The 18728-nt window shown below is 61.0% G+C and carries 18 protein-coding genes; 2 read left to right on the top strand and 16 right to left on the bottom strand.

Translation table 11 applies throughout. The features are described from left to right. Positions 1-209 precede the first annotated feature (209 nt). Positions 210-1154, bottom strand: a complete 945-nt coding sequence (locus VJ698_RS21510) for a M23 family metallopeptidase (protein WP_324104859.1) — start codon at positions 1152-1154, stop codon at positions 210-212. 51 nt (positions 1155-1205) lie between these two features. Here VJ698_RS21510 and VJ698_RS21505 point away from each other — a divergent pair, with 51 nt between their 5' ends. Further along, positions 1206-1730 carry a DciA family protein gene (locus VJ698_RS21505; protein ID WP_324104858.1) on the top strand — a complete coding sequence of 175 codons (525 nt, stop codon included), beginning with the start codon at positions 1206-1208 and terminating at the stop codon, positions 1728-1730. 20 nt (positions 1731-1750) lie between these two features. On the opposite strand, the gene lpxC is transcribed toward VJ698_RS21505, so the two are convergent. From lpxC to glpD, 9 genes are all read right to left on the bottom strand, one after another. After that, on the bottom strand, positions 1751-2686 hold the full coding sequence (gene lpxC / locus VJ698_RS21500) for a UDP-3-O-acyl-N-acetylglucosamine deacetylase (RefSeq protein ID WP_324104857.1): 936 nt from the start codon (positions 2684-2686) through the stop codon (positions 1751-1753). A 109-nt stretch (positions 2687-2795) separates the two neighbouring features. After that, the gene (gene glpK / locus VJ698_RS21495) at positions 2796-4280 is read right to left on the bottom strand and encodes a glycerol kinase GlpK (RefSeq protein ID WP_324104856.1); all 1485 of its coding nucleotides are present in this window, start codon (positions 4278-4280) and stop codon (positions 2796-2798) included. Between the two features lie 203 nt (positions 4281-4483). Beyond that, positions 4484-6211, bottom strand: a complete 1728-nt coding sequence (locus VJ698_RS21490; protein ID WP_324104855.1) for an ABC transporter substrate-binding protein — start codon at positions 6209-6211, stop codon at positions 4484-4486. An 81-nt stretch (positions 6212-6292) separates the two neighbouring features. Beyond that, positions 6293-6577, bottom strand: a complete 285-nt coding sequence (locus VJ698_RS21485; RefSeq protein ID WP_324104854.1) for a DUF2160 domain-containing protein — start codon at positions 6575-6577, stop codon at positions 6293-6295. 1 nt (position 6578) lies between these two features. Further along, complete coding sequence (locus VJ698_RS21480; protein WP_324104942.1) at positions 6579-7382, bottom strand: carbohydrate ABC transporter permease; 804 nt, start codon at positions 7380-7382, stop codon at positions 6579-6581. After that, complete coding sequence (locus VJ698_RS21475) at positions 7382-8251, bottom strand: sugar ABC transporter permease (protein WP_324104853.1); 870 nt, start codon at positions 8249-8251, stop codon at positions 7382-7384. The genes VJ698_RS21480 and VJ698_RS21475 overlap by 1 nt, the downstream gene beginning before the upstream one ends. Position 8252: 1 nt before the next feature. After that, positions 8253-9338 (bottom strand): ABC transporter ATP-binding protein, encoded by a 1086-nt coding sequence (locus VJ698_RS21470; RefSeq protein ID WP_324104852.1) that lies wholly within the window; start codon positions 9336-9338, stop codon positions 8253-8255. 2 nt (positions 9339-9340) lie between these two features. Next, positions 9341-10441: an ABC transporter ATP-binding protein gene (locus VJ698_RS21465; protein ID WP_324104851.1), complete on the bottom strand. Its 1101-nt coding sequence runs from the start codon at positions 10439-10441 to the stop codon at positions 9341-9343. A gap of 42 nt (positions 10442-10483) precedes the next feature. Beyond that, on the bottom strand, positions 10484-12040 hold the full coding sequence (glpD, locus tag VJ698_RS21460) for a glycerol-3-phosphate dehydrogenase (protein WP_324104850.1): 1557 nt from the start codon (positions 12038-12040) through the stop codon (positions 10484-10486). Between the two features lie 153 nt (positions 12041-12193). Here glpD and VJ698_RS21455 point away from each other — a divergent pair, with 153 nt between their 5' ends. Next, positions 12194-12982 carry a DeoR/GlpR family DNA-binding transcription regulator gene (locus tag VJ698_RS21455; RefSeq protein ID WP_324104849.1) on the top strand — a complete coding sequence of 263 codons (789 nt, stop codon included), beginning with the start codon at positions 12194-12196 and terminating at the stop codon, positions 12980-12982. Here VJ698_RS21455 and mscL read toward each other — a convergent pair. From mscL to VJ698_RS21425, 6 genes are all read right to left on the bottom strand, one after another. Next, the gene (gene mscL / locus VJ698_RS21450) at positions 12979-13389 is read right to left on the bottom strand and encodes a large conductance mechanosensitive channel protein MscL (RefSeq protein ID WP_324104848.1); all 411 of its coding nucleotides are present in this window, start codon (positions 13387-13389) and stop codon (positions 12979-12981) included. The genes VJ698_RS21455 and mscL overlap by 4 nt on opposite strands. A gap of 192 nt (positions 13390-13581) precedes the next feature. Beyond that, on the bottom strand, positions 13582-14088 hold the full coding sequence (locus tag VJ698_RS21445) for a peroxiredoxin (protein WP_324104847.1): 507 nt from the start codon (positions 14086-14088) through the stop codon (positions 13582-13584). Between the two features lie 325 nt (positions 14089-14413). Then, positions 14414-15601, bottom strand: coding sequence for a cell division protein FtsZ (gene ftsZ, locus VJ698_RS21440; protein WP_324104846.1), 1188 nt, complete (start codon positions 15599-15601; stop codon positions 14414-14416). A gap of 112 nt (positions 15602-15713) precedes the next feature. Further along, positions 15714-16946: a cell division protein FtsA gene (gene ftsA / locus VJ698_RS21435; protein ID WP_324104845.1), complete on the bottom strand. Its 1233-nt coding sequence runs from the start codon at positions 16944-16946 to the stop codon at positions 15714-15716. Between the two features lie 9 nt (positions 16947-16955). Continuing rightward, positions 16956-17723 (bottom strand): cell division protein FtsQ/DivIB, encoded by a 768-nt coding sequence (locus VJ698_RS21430; protein WP_324104844.1) that lies wholly within the window; start codon positions 17721-17723, stop codon positions 16956-16958. Between the two features lie 16 nt (positions 17724-17739). After that, positions 17740-18726 (bottom strand): D-alanine--D-alanine ligase, encoded by a 987-nt coding sequence (locus tag VJ698_RS21425; protein ID WP_324104843.1) that lies wholly within the window; start codon positions 18724-18726, stop codon positions 17740-17742. Between the last annotated feature and the right edge of the window lie 2 nt (positions 18727-18728).

Raw genomic sequence — 18728 nt, 5'->3', positions numbered from 1 at the left:
GATTTTATCACGCACCCCGGGCCGGACTGCCTGCCACTGAATGGCCAGGGCAAAATGATTGAACGCGAGCTGCACGGAGGGAAAGATTCCTCGCCGTGCCATCGGCCCGATCATCCATTCAATTGGGGGCTGAGGGCGAGGAAACAATACGCCATGGCCGGAAATTCCGGCAGGCACGCTCGGGAAGACAACAAAATGGCCGTTAGCGTCTATTTGACGAGCGCGATCATCCTTGCCTGATCCGCGCCGGCAGCGAGGAACTTGTGCGGATTTTGGGGAATGCCCTTGACCAGGACTTCGAAATGCAGGTGCGCACCCGTTGAGCGCCCGGTGGAGCCGATGTCGGCAATGCGTTGCCCACGCTTGACGATGTCACCGACCTTTACATAGACCCGTGAGGTGTGTGCGTACCGCGTAACAATGTCGTTCCCATGGTCGATGTCGATCATATTGCCGTACTGGTGATGGTATTCCGCGGAAATCACCACGCCGCCGGCAGCGGCGACGATCGGCGTTCCGACGGCTCCGGCAAAATCGATGCCTTCATGGAAGGCATTGCGTCCCGTGAACGGATCGAGGCGCCAGCCGAAACCGGAGGCGTTGTAGCTTACATTGACCGGCTGGATCGTCGGCAGCAGCTTGGACTTGATCTTGTAGCTCATCAGCGTGGTTTCCACCACATTCATGTAATCGGCGCGCTGTTCCACGTCCCTGGCCACGCTGTCGAGGGCCGTCTGGAATTCCTCCATGCTGAGTGGTTGGCTGTTCGCGGAAGGGGCCGGTCCGCCGCGACCCGGCGGTTCCTTGAAATTGAATTCCTGTGGCTTGATGCCGGCCAGGCCTTGCACCCGCTCCCCGAGGGCATCAAGACGCATGAGCTGCGCCTGCATTTCGCCCAGCTTCATCGCCATGGCAGCAAGATTTTCCTTGATGTACCGGTCCTTGCGAGAACTGTCATCCTGGGAAGTTCCTGCAGCCATGTCGCGCATCAGGGGGATGTTGAGCTCGGTCGCGTAGCGTACGGTGAAATAGTAGAGAAAGGAGGCGACTGCGATCACCGATACGGCGAAAAGCAGCACCAGTGAAAGAAGGTGCCAATGCGTCAGGGTGACTGTCTTTGCGCTGAAGCGTGGGTGCAGCAGAATGATTTGCATCGCAACTCCTACGACTCGTCTATCGCGGGCGGTCTGTGATAAGGTTCGAGCATGGTTCGCTCGCCCTCATTTATTTCTTCTAAGCAAGACTTCAAGTCTACCCGCGCCTCCGCAAAAAACCGTAGCACTGTTACAGGTGTTACAGATTTTCTGCGCGCACACGACAAGATGGCCGTCCTCTTGCCGGCTGTCACACGCATCAACGCGCTGCAGAAAGAATGCGCGACGATTCTTCCGGCACTGTTCGAAATGTGTTCCGTTATTCAGTTCGAGGCGGGGCATCTGGTGCTCGCGACACCGAATGCAGCCCTTGCGACAAAGCTGAAACAGCAGTTGCCAAAATTGCAGGACGGACTACTGAAGCGGGGATGGCAGGTTAACGCAATACGAATTAAAGTGCAAGTAAGCAATATTGCCGAAAAGAAAACTCCGCAGAAGCAACTGACATTGCCCGGGAAGGCGATGTCAGCGCTCGCGTCCTTGCATGAATCCCTGGGAGACACGCCTCACAACAAGGCGTTGAAAGCGGCAATCAGCACTATGCTGGAGCGCCATCGCAATGAGAAGAAGAAGTAAGGGAAACTGATCCGACGGGCTTAGTTGAAAGCCCATTCCGTGCCAACCTGACGACCGTAGCCACCTGGCGCGGCTTCGATCGAATCGAAAGTGACGATTTCGTATGCCTCTGGATGCGCCAGCAGTTCGCGCAGCAGCAGGTTGTTGAGCGTGTGGCCGGACTTGTGCGCGACGTAGCTGGCGAGCAAGGGATGCCCGACCAAGTACAGGTCGCCAATCGCATCGAGGATCTTGTGGCGGACGAACTCATTGTCGTAGCGTAGGCCGTCAGCATTCAGGATGCGGTATTCGTCCATCACGATCGCGTTTTCCAGCGAGCCGCCGCGCGCCAGCCCCATCCCGCGCAAGGTTTCCACATCCTGCATGAAGCCGAAGGTGCGCGCGCGTGCGATTTCCTTGACGTAGGAATCCGTGGCGAAATCGACCTCGGCCACCTGGCCCGTCCCATCCACGGCAGGATGCTTGAATTCGATGAAGAATTTCAGCCTGAAGCCGTTGTATGGTTCCAGCCGCGCCCACTTCTCCTGCTCACCCTTGCCTTCGCGGATTTCCACCGGCTTCTTGACGCGAATGAACTTCTTCGGCGCGTTCTGTTCCTGCAGGCCTGCCTGCTGAAGCAGGAACACAAAGGAGGATGCCGAACCGTCCATGATCGGAATTTCTTCGGCGGTGACATCGACATACAGGTTGTCGATGCCGAGTCCGGCGCAGGCAGACATCAGGTGCTCGACGGTCGACACCCGTATCCCATCCTTTTCCAGGACGGAGGCCATGCGCGTGTCACCCACCCCGGTGGCTGTCGCCGGCAGGTCGACTGGCGGCGTCTGGTCGACGCGGCGAAAAACGACGCCGGTGTCGGGAGCGGCCGGGCGAAGGGTGAGTTCGACCTTGGTGCCGGAGTGCAGTCCGACGCCGATGGTCTTGACGAGCTGTTTGACGGTGCGTTGCTTAAGCATTGTGGAATTATAGCAACTAACCCGCGAGTCAGTTGTTTTGAAATGTAACCCCTGTTGGGGTAACACCACGTAATTCGCACCATCGAAAGCTTTTGCCAATCCGGTCTGGCTATTCGAGCCACTTCTGCGCCCGCTGCACGGCGCGACGCCAGTCAGCCAGGCGATGTTGCCTTTCCTCTTCGTCCATGTCCGGCTCAAACCGCTTCTGCACTTGCCATTGCGCCACGATCTCTTCCTGGGAACTCCAATAGCCGACGGCCAACCCGGCGAGGTAGGCCGCTCCGAGGGCTGTTGTTTCGGTCACGACCGGACGCACCACCGGCACGCCAAGCACATCCGCCTGGAACTGCATCAGCAGGTCATTGCGCGCCGCGCCGCCGTCGACCCGCAGCTCGGTCAATCGCATGCCTGCGTCCTTCTGCATGGCGTCCAGTACATCCGCGCTCTGGTAGGCAATGCTAGCAAGAGTCGCGCGCGCGATATGCGCCTTTGTGGTGCCGCGGCTGATGCCGACCATCGTGCCGCGCGCGTAGGCATCCCAGTAAGGCGCACCCAGCCCGGAGAAGGCAGGCACGAAGAACACGCCGCCCGTATCCGGCACGCTGGCGGCAAGCGCCTCGACCTCGACCGAAGTCTGAATGATGCCCAGGCCGTCACGCAGCCATTGCACTGCCGCGCCGGCATTGAACACACTGCCTTCCAGCATGTAGTCGGTCTGCCCGTTGATGGTCCAGCCGACAGTCGTCACCAGGTTGTTCTTCGAGGCGATCACCTGCCTGCCGGTGTTCATCAGCATGAAGCATCCCGTACCGTAGGTATTCTTGGCCATGCCCGGCTGATGGCAGGCTTGCCCGAACGTGGCTGCCTGCTGGTCGCCGGCAATGCCCGCGATCGGAATCGATGCACCGAGCAGCGAGGGATCAGTCTTGCCAACGATGCCGCTGCTCGGGACGACGCGCGGCAACAAGCTGGCGGGAACGTCCAGCAGTGCGAGCAGTTCCTCATCCCATTGCAGGCTGTGAATGTTGAACAGCAGCGTGCGCGAAGCATTGCTGCTGTCGATCACATGCGCACCGCACAGGCGATAGATCAGCCAGGAATCGATGGTGCCGAATGCCAGCTCCCCACGCTCCGCCTTCGCGCGGGCGCCGGGCACATTGTCGAGCAGCCACTTGACCTTGGTGCCGGAAAAATAGGCATCGAGCACGAGGCCGGTCTTCTGCTGGAAAACGGCCGCCTTGCCCTGTTCGCGCAAGGCATCGCAGATATCGGCGGTACGATGATCCTGCCAGACGATGGCATTGGCGATCGGCTCCCCGCTGGCGCGGTCCCATAGCACCGTGGTTTCACGCTGGTTGGTGATGCCGATCGCAGCGATGTCGACCGGCGCGACATTCATGTCCTTCAGCACCTGTTGCGCGACCGCGAGCTGGGTGCGCCAGATCTCCATCGCGTCGTGTTCGACCCAGCCGGACTGCGGAAAGATCTGGGTGAACTCCTGTTGCGCGACGCCATGCTGGCGCCCGGCGCGGTCGAACAGGATGGCGCGTGAGCTTGTCGTTCCCTGGTCGAGCGCGAGGATGTATTGGGTCATCGGAACGCCTCCAAAACAAGGGCTGCGCCACATGCACAGCCCGAAAGATCAATGCCGGCCGCGTCGGCAAGATGCATTGGGCGTGCGGCCCGCTGCGACCGGTCTGTACGGATTCTATCGAAGAAAATCATTGTCTTCGCGAAAACGGACAAGCGCGGCCTTCACCGCGCTTGTCCGCATAGGAGAAACACGCTGGATCTGCCTTACTTCACGCGGCCTTCCTTCCATGCCTGCAGCAGCTTTTCGTAGGCGATCGTCTCGCCTTTCGGCTTCTCGTTGGCCAGCTTTTTCCACGGCGCGCCCTTGTCCGACAGCCACTTGCCCGCATCGCCCTTCGCGTTGAGTTTCGGCGCACAGTTCTTCATGCCGGCGCGCTGCAGGCGTGCCATCACCTGGTCCATTTCGTCGGCCAGGTTGTCCATGGCGGACTGCGGCGTCTTCTCTCCCGTGACGGCAGTCGCGACGTTCTTCCACCACAGCTGCGCCAGCTTCGGATAATCAGGCACGTTGGTCCCGGTCGGCGTCCACGCAACGCGCGCCGGGCTGCGGTAGAACTCGATCATGCCGCCGAGCTGGTCCGCATGCTTGGTGAAATAGTCATGACGGATGTCGGAGTCGCGGATGAAGGTCAGGCCGGTGATCGACTTCTTCAGCGACACGGTCTTCGACGTCACGAACTGCGCGTACAGCCAAGCCGCTGCGCGGCGCTCCGGCGGGGTGGACTTGAAGAAGGTCCAGGAGCCGACGTCCTGGTAGCCGTTCTGCATGCCGTCCTTCCAGTAAGGGCCGTGCGGCGACGGTGCCATGCGCCATTTCGGCTTGCCGTCGGCGTTGACGACCGGCAGACCGTTCTTGATGTAGGACGCGGTGAAGGCGGTGTACCAGAAAATCTGCTGCGCGACCTCGCCCTGCGCGGGCACCGGACCGGCTTCGGAGAAGGTCATGCCGGATGCCTGCGGCGGAGCATACTTCTTCATCCAATCGACATACTTGGTCAGGGCGTAGACAGCCGCCGGCGAGTTGGTCGCGCCGCCACGCACAACCGAGGCACCGACCGGCGTGCACTTGTCGTCGGCGACGCGGATGCCCCACTCGTCGACCGGCATGCCGTTCGGGATGCCCTTGTCCGCGCTGCCCGCCATCGACAGCCATGCATCCGTGAAGCGCCAACCGAGCGACGGGTCCTTCTTGCCGTAATCCATGTGGCCATAGACACGCTTGCCATCGATTTCCTTCACATCGTTCGTGAAAAAGTCTGCGATGTCTTCATAGGCGGACCAGTTGACCGGAACGCCGAGATCGTAGCCATACTTGGCCTTGAACTTCTGCTGCAGGTCCTTGCGCGCGAACCAGTCGGCACGGAACCAGTACAGATTGGCGAACTGCTGGTCAGGCAATTGGTAGAGCTTGCCGTCGGGAGCGGTGGTGAAGCTGGTGCCGATGAAATCTTTCAGGTCGAGACCGGGGTTGGTGAATTCCTTGCCTTCGCCAGCCATGTAATCCGACAGCGGGAGGATCGCACCGTAGCGATAGTGGGTACCGATCAGGTCGGAGTCGGAAATCCAGCCGTCGTAGATGCTCTTGCCCGACTGCATCGAGGTCTGCAGTTTTTCGACCACGTCACCTTCCTGGATGATGTCGTGGTTGACCTTGATGCCGGTGATTTCCTCAAAGGCCTTGGCCAGCGTCTTGGATTCGTAGACGTGGGTATCGATGGTTTCCGATACCACGTTGATTTCGTTGATGCCCTTGGCCTTAAGTTTGGCCGCGGCGTCGATGAACCATTTCATTTCATCCAGCTGCTGCTTTTTGTTCAGGCTGGATGGCTGGAATTCCTGGCTTACCCACTTTTCCGCCGCTTTCATGTCGGCCCAGGACGATCCTGAAGCGAGCATCGCAGCAGCGGCCAACGCTGTCAGTTTAAGTCTCATATCTCCACCTTTGTTATGCCTTCCCACGGACAGTGGTGCGCGACGAAGGGGAAGGTTTCCCGCCGCGCATCGAAACGCGGGTCAACCCCAACGCATCACGATCAACATCAGCATGAATCCGATGGCTGCGCCAATGGCCTGGTCCAGTTCCGTTAGTCCGGCCCAGGCGAGGTTCAGGTAAGCAGCGGCGAGCAGGCCGATGAACAGCCGGTCGCCACGCGTCGTGCTGATCGGCAGGAAGCCTTTGCGCTCCGTGGTCGGCGACTTGAGTTCCCAGAAGGTCATGACGAGCAGCATCAGCACGATCGCGGAAAAGAAAATGGCGATAGGCGGCGTCCACGCCATCCATCCGAACAGGCTATCCATGTCACACCCTCCCCATCGCAAAACCTTTTGCGATGTAATGCCGCACGAACCAGATCACCAGCGCGCCGGGCACGATGGTCAGGATGCCGGCTGCCGCAAGCACGCCCCAGTCCATGCCCGCTGCGGACACCGTGCGCGTCATCGTGGCCGCGATGGGCTTGGCATTCACCGAGGTCAGCGTGCGCGCCAGCAGCAGTTCCACCCAGCTGAACATGAAGCAGAAGAAAGCCGTGACGCCAACACCGGACTTGATCATCGGCAGGAAGATGCGGATGAAGAAGCGCGGGAAACTGTAGCCGTCGATGTAAGCGGTCTCGTCGATTTCCTTCGGGATGCCGGACATGAAACCCTCCAGGATCCACACTGCGAGCGGCACGTTGAACACCATGTGCGCCAGTGCGACGGCGAGGTGCGTGTCCATCAGGCCGACCGTCGAGTACAGCTGGAAGAACGGCAGCAGGAACACCGCGGGCGGCGTCATGCGGTTGGTCAGCAGCCAGAAGAACAGATGCTTGTCGCCGAGGAAGGAATAGCGCGAGAACGCGTAGGCTGCCGGCAAGGCGACGGTGACCGACAGGACCATGTTGATCACGACGTAGATGATCGAATTGATGTAGCCGTCATACCAGGAGGCATCGGTGAAGATGGTCTTGAAGTTGTCGAAAGTCAGATGGCTTGGCCACAGGGTGAGCACGCCGATGATCTCTTCGTTCGTCTTCAGCGCCATGTTCAGCATCCAGTAGATCGGCAGCAGCGATAGCAGCAGATAGATCGCGAGGATGGGCGCCGTGAGGCGTTTGCTCATCATTTCTTGTCTCCCGTTCCGAGGCGTTGCATCCAGTTGTAGAGGACGAAGCAGAACAGCAGGATGATCAGGAAGTAGATCAGCGAAAAGGCCGCCGCCGGTCCGAGGTCGAACTGGCCGACCGCTTTCTGCGTCAGGTATTGCGACAGGAAGGTCGTTGCATTGCCCGGCCCGCCGCCGGTCAGGACGAAGGGTTCGGTATAGATCATGAAGCTGTCCATGAAGCGCAGCAGCACGGCGATCATCAGGACGTTGCGCAGCTTCGGCAGCTGGATGAAGCGAAACACCGCCCAGCGCGAGGCGCCATCGATGCGCGCGGCCTGGTAGTAGGCATCGGGGATGGCGCGCAGGCCGGCGTAGCACAGCAGCACGACCAGCGGCGTCCAGTGCCAGATGTCCATCACCAGCACCGTGATCCAGGCGTCGATGGATTCACCTGTGTAGTTGTAGTTGACGCCCAATTCATTCACGATATAGCCAAGCAGTCCAATGTCGCCGCGGCCGAAAATCTGCCAAATGGTACCGACCACGTTCCATGGGATCAGCAGCGGCAAGGCGATCAGTACCAGAGACATCGATGCCCGCCATCCCTGTGCCGGCAGAGTCAGGGCGATCAGGATGCCGAGCGGAATTTCGATGGCCAGCACCGACAGTGAGAACACCATCTGGCGGTATAGCGCGCCGTGCAGTTCGCTGTCGCGCATCACGGTGCGGAACCATTCTGTGCCGACAAAGACTTTCTGCGTCGGGCTGAGGATGTCCTGCACCGAGTAGTTCACGATCGTCATCAACGGCAGGATTGCGGAAAATGCGACGCAGATGATGACGGGCAGGATCAGGAACCAGGCACGGTTGTTATAGGTTTTCATGTCAGGCCACCCGCTTGTCGTTGACGTAGAAAAGTGTCCGTTCGCCGGGCAGACGCAGCCACACCTTGTCGCCTGCTGCGGCACTAAGCTGGCGCAGCTTTGCGGCGATGGTGTGCACGCCGAGGCTGAATTCGGCGAGGCAATGCGTGCCGAGGTTGCGCACCGAGGTGACGGTCGCGGGCGAAGTATCGGCCTGCTGTGAGAATTCGCATTCCACGAACTCCGGCCGGATACCGAGCGTGATTTTGCCGTTTTCGCCTTGCAAGGCGACCCTGGCGCGTTCGGTGAGCGGGATGCTGCCGCCGTCGAGATGCGCGACGCCATCGGCGACGGTGCAAGGCAGCAGGTTCATGCCGGGGTTGCCGATGAAGTAACCGACGAAGGTATGCGCCGGCTCCTCGAACAATTCCTGCGCGCTGCCCGCCTGGACCACTTCTCCCTGGGTCATCACCACCACCTTGTCGGCGAAGGTGAGCGCCTCGACCTGGTCGTGCGTCACGTAGATCAGGGAGAGCTTGAGCTCGTGATGGATTTCCTTGAGCTTGCGGCGCAACAGCCATTTCAGGTGCGGGTCGATCACCGTCAGCGGTTCGTCAAACAGCACCGCGGCAACATCAGGGCGAACCAGCCCGCGGCCGAGAGAAATTTTCTGTTTCGCATCGGCTGAAAGGCCGCTTGCACGATGCTTCAGGTCTGCCGACAGTTCCAGCATTTCCGCGACCTGCTGGACGCGCCTGTTGACCTCGGCCGTTTTCCAGCCGCGGTTGCGCAGCGGGAAAGCGAGATTATCGAACACCGTCATGGTGTCGTAGATGACGGGGAACTGGAACACTTGCGCGATATTGCGCGCCTCCGGCTGCAAGTCGGTCACGTCCTTGCCGTCGAAAAGAACCCGGCCATGCGACGGTCGCACCAGGCCGGAAATGATGTTGAGCAGTGTGGTCTTGCCGCAGCCGGACGGGCCAAGCAGGGCATACGCACCGCCGTCTTCCCACTGCATGGTCATCGGTCGCAGCGCATAATCGCCCGGTGCGGAAGGATTCGGCTTGTAGGCGTGCGCCAGGTCGACGAGTTCGATGCGTGCCATGCTTATGCTCCCTTGTACGTCTGGTCCGGCGCAAACAGCAGCGCGCCGTCGGCGGCGAACAGCAGCAGGTCCGCGGGCCTGCAGTACATGCTGCATGGCGTGCCGATCTTGAGATCGTGCACACCCGGCAGCTGCGCCACCATTGAGATGTGCCCGCGGTGAACGTGCACAAAGGTTTCAGAACCGCTGATTTCCGATAGCTCAACCTCTGCCTCGATCGCGATGTCATCCTGGTGGCGCGGAACCAGGCGCAGGCTGTGGGCACGCAGGCCGAATGTCACATCCTTGTGCTGCGCAATGCTCTGCATCTGGTCGGCCGTCAGGCGCAACGACAGTTCGCTGCCGAGATGCGCCAGGCCGCCAGCGTCGATCGTGGCCTGCATCAGGTTGATGGGCGGATCGCTGAACGTGCGCGCGGCCTGGATGGACGACGGGGCATTGAACACCTCGAGCGTCGATCCGTGCTGCAGCAGGCGGCCCTCATGCAGCAGCAAGGTCTGGCCGCCGAGCTGCAGGGCTTCGAGCGGCTCGGTGGTGGCGTAGACGACCGTGGTCCTCCCTTCTGAGAACAGTTCGGACAATTCTTTGCGCAGTTCTTCGCGCAGCTTGTAGTCGAGATTGACGAGCGGCTCGTCGAGCAGCAGGAGGCCGGCGTCCTTGATCAGTGCGCGCGCCATCGCAGTGCGTTGCTGCTGGCCGCCCGACAGCTCGGACGGCATGCGTTGCAGATACGGCGTGATGTGCAGGCGCTCGGCCATGTCGTTCACGCGCTTTCTGATCTCGTTCTCCGGCACGCGTTTGATGCGCAATGGCGAAGCGATGTTGTCGTAGACCGTGAACGACGGGTAGTTGATAAACTGCTGGTAGACCATCGCAAGGTCGCGTTCGCGCACCGGCACGCCGGTCACATCGCGGCCATCGACCAGGACGCGCCCGGCCGTCGGGCGGTCCAGCCCCGCCATCAGGCGCATCAGCGAGGTCTTCCCTGCCTTGGTCGTACCCAGCAGCACGTTGATGGTGCCGGGCACCAGCGTCAACGAGAGCGGGTAAATATGATCCTCAGCGCCAGCTTTCTTGCTGACGTCTTCCAATGCCAGAAGCACCTTGTCATCCTCCAATCAATACTGCTGCGCGCGTGTTTGTTGTTATGCGCGCATCTCCGGTCTTGCCTGCTCCGCCCTCCGTTCCCGCATCCATGCATCCAGCCGCGCCGCTGCGCCGATCGGCAGGTGCAGGCCGAGCTTCGATCGCCGCCACAGGACGTCCTCTGCAGTAGCAGCCCATTCGCGCCGCATCAGATAGTTGACTTCAGCTTCAAACAGGCCGGGCGCGATCTCGTCGCCGAGATCGCCGATCCTGCGGCAGCCGCGGAGCAGTGCATGGGTGCGTGTGCCATAGGCGCGCGCGTAGCGGGCCACCAGCGCGGGCGGCAGCCATGCGAACTGCTTCTGCAGTTCCGCCACGAAGCGATCGAATTCCAGGACGGCGCGATTGACCGGCTTCGCGCCAAACAGGTCACCGCCGGGCAGGCAAGCATCCGCCGTCCAGGCGCCGCCGTGCATCGGCAGCAGAGTGGCGAGCATATCGAGGGCCTCTTCCGCCAGCTTGCGGAAGGTGGTGATCTTGCCGCCGAACACCGACAGCAGCGGCGCACCTTCCCTGTCGAGTTCAAGCCGGTAATCGCGCGTGACGGCGGAGGCGTCGGAGGATTCGTCTTCGACGAGCGGACGGACGCCGGAGTAGGCCCACACCACACTGGATGGGACGATCTGCTGGCGGAAATAACGGCTGGCGAGCTCGCACAGGTAGAAGATTTCGCCGTCGTCGATGGCGACCTCGTTCGGGTCGCCGTGGTATTCGACATCGGTGGTACCGATCAGCGTGAAGTCTTCCTGAAAGGGAATGGCGAACACGATGCGGCCGTCCGGGTGCTGGAAGATGTAGGCATAGGGATGGTCGAACAGGCGCGGCACGACGATATGGCTGCCCTTGATGAGGCGCAGCGCCTTTTCGGTCGGCCGGTGCGCGGCCGTCTGGAGGAAGTGGGCCGCCCACGGGCCGGCGGCATTGACCAGGCAGCGGGCGTTGACGGTGATGGACTTGCCGCTCGCGGTGCGCAGTTCCGCGAGCCAGCGGTCGCCCTGGCGCCGCGCCGATTCGCAGCGGGTGCGGGTGAGTATGGTCGCGCCGCGCTCGGAAGCATCGACGGCGTTCAATACCACGAGCCGGGCATCGTCGACCCAACCATCGGAATACACAAAACCGCGCGTGAACTCGGGCTTGAGCGGCTGGCCGGCGGGATGCTTGCGCAGATCGACGCCGCGCGACCCCGGAAGCAGCTCGCGGCGGGCCAGGCCATCGTACATGAACAGGCCGACACGGATCATCCATGCCGGACGCTGCCCCTTGTCATGGGGCAGCACGAAGCGCAGCGGCCACATGATATGGGGCGCCGAACGCAACAGGACTTCACGCTCGATCAGAGCCTTGCGCACCAAGCCGAATTCGTAATGCTCGAGATAGCGCAGTCCGCCGTGGATCAACTTCGACGAGGCCGACGAAGTGTGAGCCGCCAGGTCGTCCTTCTCGCACAGAACGACGGAGAGGCCGCGCCCCGCTGCGTCGCGCGCAATGCCGGCGCCGTTGATACCACCGCCGACGACAAGCAGATCGCATTCGATTTTTCCCTGGCCGTCTTCCATCTGATGCCCGAAAAAAGTGGAGATATAGTGACAAGAGCGTAAGATACGACAAAATACGAAAACAAATCAACATCTATTTGAGCATCTTTTGTTCGTTTGGCTTCGTTTTTGAATTCGACTTATGATGTTGCCATCGGAGAACGGAGAAACGGGATGACGCTTAACCCACGCCAGCGCCGGCTGCTTGAAGTAGTCCGGCAGCGCGTCACCATGTCAGTGGAAGAACTGGCGCAGGAACTCGACGTGACGCCGCAAACGGTGCGACGCGACGTGAAGCTGATGGAAGAGGCGAAGTTGCTGGCGCGCTATCACGGCGGGGTCGGACTGCCTTCCTCGGTGGAAAACATCGACTACCGCCAGCGCCAGGTGATGAACATCGATGCCAAGCGCCGCATCGCCAATGCGGTCGCGAAGCAGGTGCCGCCGGGATGTTCGTTATTGGTCAATATCGGCACCACGACAGAAGAGGTGGCGCGGGCGCTCGCGCATCATCGCGGCCTGCACGTCGTCACCAATAACCTCAATGTGGCGGCGATCCTTGCGGACAATCCGCATTGCGAGGTCATCCTGGCCGGCGGCGTGGTGCGCGGACGCGACCGCGGCATCGTCGGCGAAGCCACCATCGACTTCATCCGCCAGTTCAAGGTGGATATCGGCATCATCGGGATTTCCAGCATCGAGCCGGACGGCACCCTGCGCGACTTCGATCCGCGCGAGGTGAAGGTGGCGCAGGCCATCATCGAGCAGTCACGCGAGGTGTGGCTGGTGGCCGATCATGACAAGTTCGGCCGGCAAGCGCTGGTGCGGATGGCGCATGTGTCGCAGATCGATATGCTGTTCACCGACGCACGGCCGCCGGAAGCGCTTGCAAGGGTGTTGAAGGAGGCGCACGTCAAGCTTGTCGTGGCCCCTGAGCGGCAGAGTCACGGCGGCCTGGATTAGTGCTTCAGGCTGTCGCGAATCTCGCGCAGCAGGACGACTTCTTCCGGCGGCGCTGACGGGGCCGGCGGCGGCGCGTTTCTCTTGATGCGGTTCATTTGCTTGACCATCAGGAAAATGATGAAGGCAAGAATGACGAAGTTCAGGACGACCGTGATGAAATTTCCGTAGGCCAACACGGCGCCGGCCTTTCTGGCTTCGGCCAGGGTCGTCGCGGTCTGCCCCGACAATGGAATGAAGTAATTGCTGTAATCAAGTCCGCCCAGGATCTTCCCGATGACCGGCATGATGATGTCGCCAACCAGCGAGTCGACGATCTTGCCGAAGGCGGCGCCGATGATCACGCCGACCGCCAGGTCCATGACATTGCCCTTCAGGGCAAATTCCTTGAATTCGCTCATGATGCTCATCGCTCGACCTTTCATGCCAAAGGGAAAGAAAAAATAATGCCTAAGTTGCCACAGAAGCATAGTACAAAATGGCAACTCCGGGTTGCGCTGGTTCATGGGCGCTGCAGATAAGTAACTGTCATCGGGTTGCGCGCCGCGCCTCCAAGAAAAAACGGCGCCGAAGCGCCGTTCCCGTCCTTCCCGGATTTCCGTTCAGCCGGCCTGTGCCAGCAACGTTTCGGCATTCGACACTTCGAACTTGCCCGGCTGTTCGACGTTCAGCTGCTTCACGACGCCGTCTTCCACGAGCATCGAATAGCGCTGCGAACGCACGCCCATGCCCTTGGCCGTGAGATCCATCTCGAGGCCGAGCGCCTTGGTGAAGGTGGCGCTGCCATCCGCCATCATGCGCACGACGCCGGTCGCCTTCTGGTCGCGCCCCCAGGCCCCCATCACGAAGGCATCGTTCACCGAGATGCACCAGATTTCATCGACGCCCTTGGCCTTGAACTTGTCCGCCAGCGCGACATAGCCGGGGACATGCTGCGCCGAGCAGGTGGGCGTGAATGCGCCCGGCAGGCCGAAGATCGCGATCTTCTTCCCCTTGACCAGTTCGCTGACCTTGAACACATTGGGGCCGAGCGAACAGCCCTCAGACGCGACTTCGATGAATTCCGAGAGAGTGCCTTCAGGGAGGCGATCGCCAATCTTGATTGTCATGGTGCAGTCCTCTTTGCTTTGGTTGGGTTCGAAGGTGAATCTTGGGAGAGGATTTTGTCCACGGAAAACACAGAAAGCACGGAAATCTTCTGAATGCGCGGCGGTGAGCGTCACTACTGGCATTCACCGGTCGGGTAAAGCGCACCGCCTGTCTCATTACTGTTCACAAGCCCGGCACTTTCCGTGTTTTCTGTGTTTTCCGTGGACACTCCATCTTCCAGAAATAAAAACGCCGCGCCGGGAGGCGCGGCGTCCAGACCGCAGTATGCCTTGTTCTTGCCATTCTTGCAGCGCGCCAACGGAGCGCCGCAAGGCCGGCTTCCCGTCAGTCTGCCTGCTTGCGCAGGAATGCCGGGATGTCGTAGGTTTCCATGCCGTTCTTTTCCAGCGCGCGCACCGTTTCCGACGCAGACTCGCGGCGCCAAACGGCCGGCTTGCTGAGGTTTTCGAACGAGGCGGCCGGCTGTGCAGTGCCGGTGCCATTAAAGCCGGTGTGCTGCATGATCGGCTCATTGTGCGTGCCGGTGCGCAGGACCGGCGTTTGCACCAGTTGCACATTCTTGCGCGCGCGGCCCAGGCCAGTGGCAACGACGGTGACGCGGATTTCGTCACCCATGGTGTCGTCGTACGCGATGCCTTGCGCGATCGACGCATCCGGTGCCGCGAAGGCACGCACGGTCGCCATCACTTCCTTGATTTCCTTGCCCTTCAGGCTGCGGCTGGCGGTCACGTTGACCAGCACGCCGCGCGCGCCGGACAGGTCGATGCCGTCGAGCAGCGGCGATGCAACCGCCTGCTCCGCTGCGATGCGCGCGCGGTCGACACCGGAAGCGGTTGCCGTGCCCATCATCGCCTTGCCCTGCTCGCCCATGATGGTCTTGACGTCGTTGAAGTCGACGTTGATGTGACCAGGCACATTGATGATTTCCGCAATGCCCGCGACTGCATTGTTCAGCACGTCGTCGGCGTGCTGCAGCCACTCGATCATGCTGTCATCTTCGTAGATGTCTTCCAGCTTTTCATTCAGGATCACGATCAGGGAGTCGACGTGCGCGGTCAGCGCATCAAGTCCTTCGTCGGCGATTTCCATGCACTTCGCGCCTTCATAGGAGAACGGCTTGGAAACCACTGCCACGGTCAGCGCGCCGAGTTCCTTCGCCACTTGCGCAACGATCGGAGCCGCGCCGGTGCCGGTGCCGCCGCCCATGCCTGCTGCGATGAACACCATGTGCGCGCCGCGCAGCGCATCCTCGATGCGGGAGCGCGACTCTTCCGCCAACTGGCGGCCGACTTCGGGCTTCATGCCTGCGCCCAGGCCGGAATCGCCGATCTGGATGATGTTGTCCGCCTTCGATTGCGCGAGTGCCTGCGCATCGGTATTGGCGGCGATGAACTCCACGCCGGACACGCCCTTGTTGATCATGTGCTGAACCGCATTGCCCCCTGCCCCGCCAACACCGACAACCTTGATCACTGTGCCTATATTTGCATTATCGATCATATCGATTTCCATGATGATGACTCCCTTAGATGATGCAGTTTTCAGTCGTTAGTCACCCCGCGGTGTGGCGACTAGCAACTGCAAACTGCAGTTACTTGAAAAATTATTGCTCTTGATATTGCTTTTAAAAATTCCCCAAAAACCACTCTTTCATGCGTTGCCACACTGCCTTCACCGATCCATCCTGGCGAGTGACGATATGGCCGCGCAGATACTGCTTCTTTGCTTCCAATAACAAACCCAACACGGTCGAATAACGCGGGCTGCGCACCACGTCGGCGAGCTGCCCGCTGTACTCCGGAACACCGAGGCGGGCCGGCTTGAGGAAGATGTCTTCCGCCAGCTCCACCATGCCCGGCATCATGGCCGAGCCGCCTGTGAGCACCAGTCCCGACGACAGCACTTCCTCGTAGCCGGACTCGCGCACCACCTGGTGCACCAGCGCAAACAGTTCTTCCACGCGCGGCTCGATCACGGCGGCCAGCGCCTGGCGCGACAGGGTGCGCGGGCCGCGATCGCCGAGGCCGGGCACTTCCAGCGTTTCGTTCGGATCGGCCAGCACCTGCTTGGCGACGCCATAGCGCAGCTTGATTTCTTCCGCTTCGGAGGTCGGCGTGCGCACCGCCATGGCAATGTCGTTCGTGATCTGGTCGCCTGCAATCGGAATGACCGCGGTGTGACGGATCGCGCCTTCGGTGAAGATCGCCACGTCGGTCGTGCCGCCGCCGACATCGATCAGCACCACGCCGAGTTCCTTTTCGTCCGGTGTCAGCACTGAATCGGCAGAAGCCATCGGCTGCAGAATCAGGTCGGAAACTTCCAGGCCGCAGCGGCGCACGCACTTGACGATGTTCTGCACCGCGGAGACCGCGCCGGTGACGATGTGCACCTTCACCTCGAGGCGGATGCCGCTCATGCCGATCGGCTCGCGCACGTCTTCCTGGCTGTCCACGATGAATTCCTGCGGCACGGTATGCAGCAGCTGCTGATCGGTCGGGACGTTGACCGCCTTCGCCGTCTCGATGACGCGCGCCACGTCGGCCGCAGTGACTTCCTTGTCCTTGATCGCCACCATGCCGCTCGAATTGAAGCTGCGGATGTGGCTGCCGGCAATGCCCGTGTAGACGTTCTTGATCTTGCAGTCGGCCATCAGCTCGGCTTCTTCCAGCGCGCGCTGGATCGACTCGACCGTCGCCTCGATGTTGACCACCACGCCCTTCTTCAGGCCCTTGGATTCGTGCTGGCCGAGGCCGATGACCTCATGCCTCCCATTGGGCATCACTTCGGCGACCACCGCGACCACCTTCGAAGTGCCGATATCGAGACCGACGATCAGATTTTTTGCGTCTTTTGTCATGTTGTCTGCTTACTTTTTCCTGCCGTTCGCTCCGAGCGTCAGTCCTTGGGCCTTCAATGCCAGTCCGTTCGGATAACGCATATCCACACTTTCAATTTTGTCCTGCAGCCGCATCACCAGTTGCGGATAGATCGCAATCAGGCGATCCACCCGGTCCTTCAGCGTCGTCTTGCTCTGCTCCCGTCCAAGTTCGACGACCATCCCGTTGCTGAGCTTCACTGTCCATGCGTAGCGGCCCGAGAGGTGCACCGCTTCCGGCGCGAGGTTGATCGGCTTGAACCAGCCGGTCAGCTGGCGATAGCGCGACACCACTTCCTTCTCGCTGCCGTCCGGTCCGGCGAATTCCGGCAGCTCGCCGTCCTCCTCCGCCTCGGCCATGTTGGCGGTAAATACATCCCCTTTTACCGATACCAGCCGCCCTTCCTCGCCCCAGGTTCCGAGCGCTTCGTGTTCCTCAATGTTCACGATCAGCTTGTTCGGCCACTCGCGGCGCACCGTCGCCTTGCGCACCCAGGGGACTGCTTCGAACGCCTGGCGCACCGTGTCCAGGTTGGTCGTGAAGAAATTACCCTTGATGCGCGGCACCGCCGTCGTGCGCACCGTGGAAGGATTAACGTGCCGCAGCTGGCTTTCGCCGACACCTTCGATGCGAATCATCTTCAGCGTGAACATCGGCCGCTGCGCCACCCACCACAGGCCTGACGCGAAGAGGCTCAGCACCAGCAGCCCCAGCAGGGCATTGGTGGTTGCGTTGAGCATTCTGACGTCGTGCCACATGGTCGTTCTCGTTTCCTCAGGTCGGGCGCCAGTCTTCCGACGGCTTCAGTTCGAGGCTGGCGCCGCGCAGGATTTCCACGCACAGGTCCTCGTAGCTGATGCCCGCGGCCTTGGCCGACATCGGCACAAGAGAATGGCCGGTCATGCCCGGAGATGTATTGATCTCCAGCAGGAACGGTTCGTTGTCCGCTGCGCGCAGCATGAAATCGACACGCGCCCACCCTGCGCAGCCGAGCGCATTGAACGCCCGCACCGCGATCGACTGAATGCGCTTCGTCAGCTCCTCGTCCAGCGGCGCCGGGCAAAGGTACTGCGTCTCGTCACTGAAATACTTGTTCTGGTAGTCGTAATTGCCCTGCGGCGCACGGATCTCGACGATCGGCAGGGCGCGCGCGTGACGGCCACGGCCGAGCACCGGCACGGTCAATTCCCGACCGCTCACGAATTCTTCCGCCAGCACCACCTCGTCGTATTTCGCGCAGTGCGCGAATGCCTCCTGCATGTCCGAGTAGCCGGCCACCTTGCTGATACCGATCGTCGAGCCTTCGTGCGGCGCCTTCAGCATCAACGGCAGGCCGAGTTCGTCCGGCACCTTGCGCAGCTCTTCATTGCCCGCATTCTGGGAATCGAGGACGATGAAGCGCGGCGTGGGCAGGCTGTGGCTCAACCAGATACGCTTGGTCATCACCTTGTCCATGCCGATCGACGAGGCCATCACGCCCGAACCCGTGTACGGAATGCCCAGTTGCTCCAGCGCGCCTTGCAGCGTGCCGTCCTCGCCGTAGCGTCCATGCAGCGCGATGAACACGCGGTCAAACTTCTCCGCTGCCAATTCGGCCAGGCTGCGCTCGGCCGGGTCAAAGCCACGTGCATCAACGCCCTTGTCCTGCAGCGCCTTGAGCACGCCCTGCCCCGACATCAGCGAGACTTCCCGCTCGGCGGAGCGTCCGCCGAACAGCACACCGACTTTTCCAAATTCTTTCTTCAGATCTGTTGCACTCATGA

Source organism: Noviherbaspirillum sp. (genome assembly GCF_035254685.1).
Classification (GTDB): domain Bacteria; phylum Pseudomonadota; class Gammaproteobacteria; order Burkholderiales; family Burkholderiaceae_D; genus Noviherbaspirillum.
The sequence above is the reverse complement of the archived record's forward strand: the minus strand, read 5'-3'. Positions and strand labels throughout refer to the sequence as shown.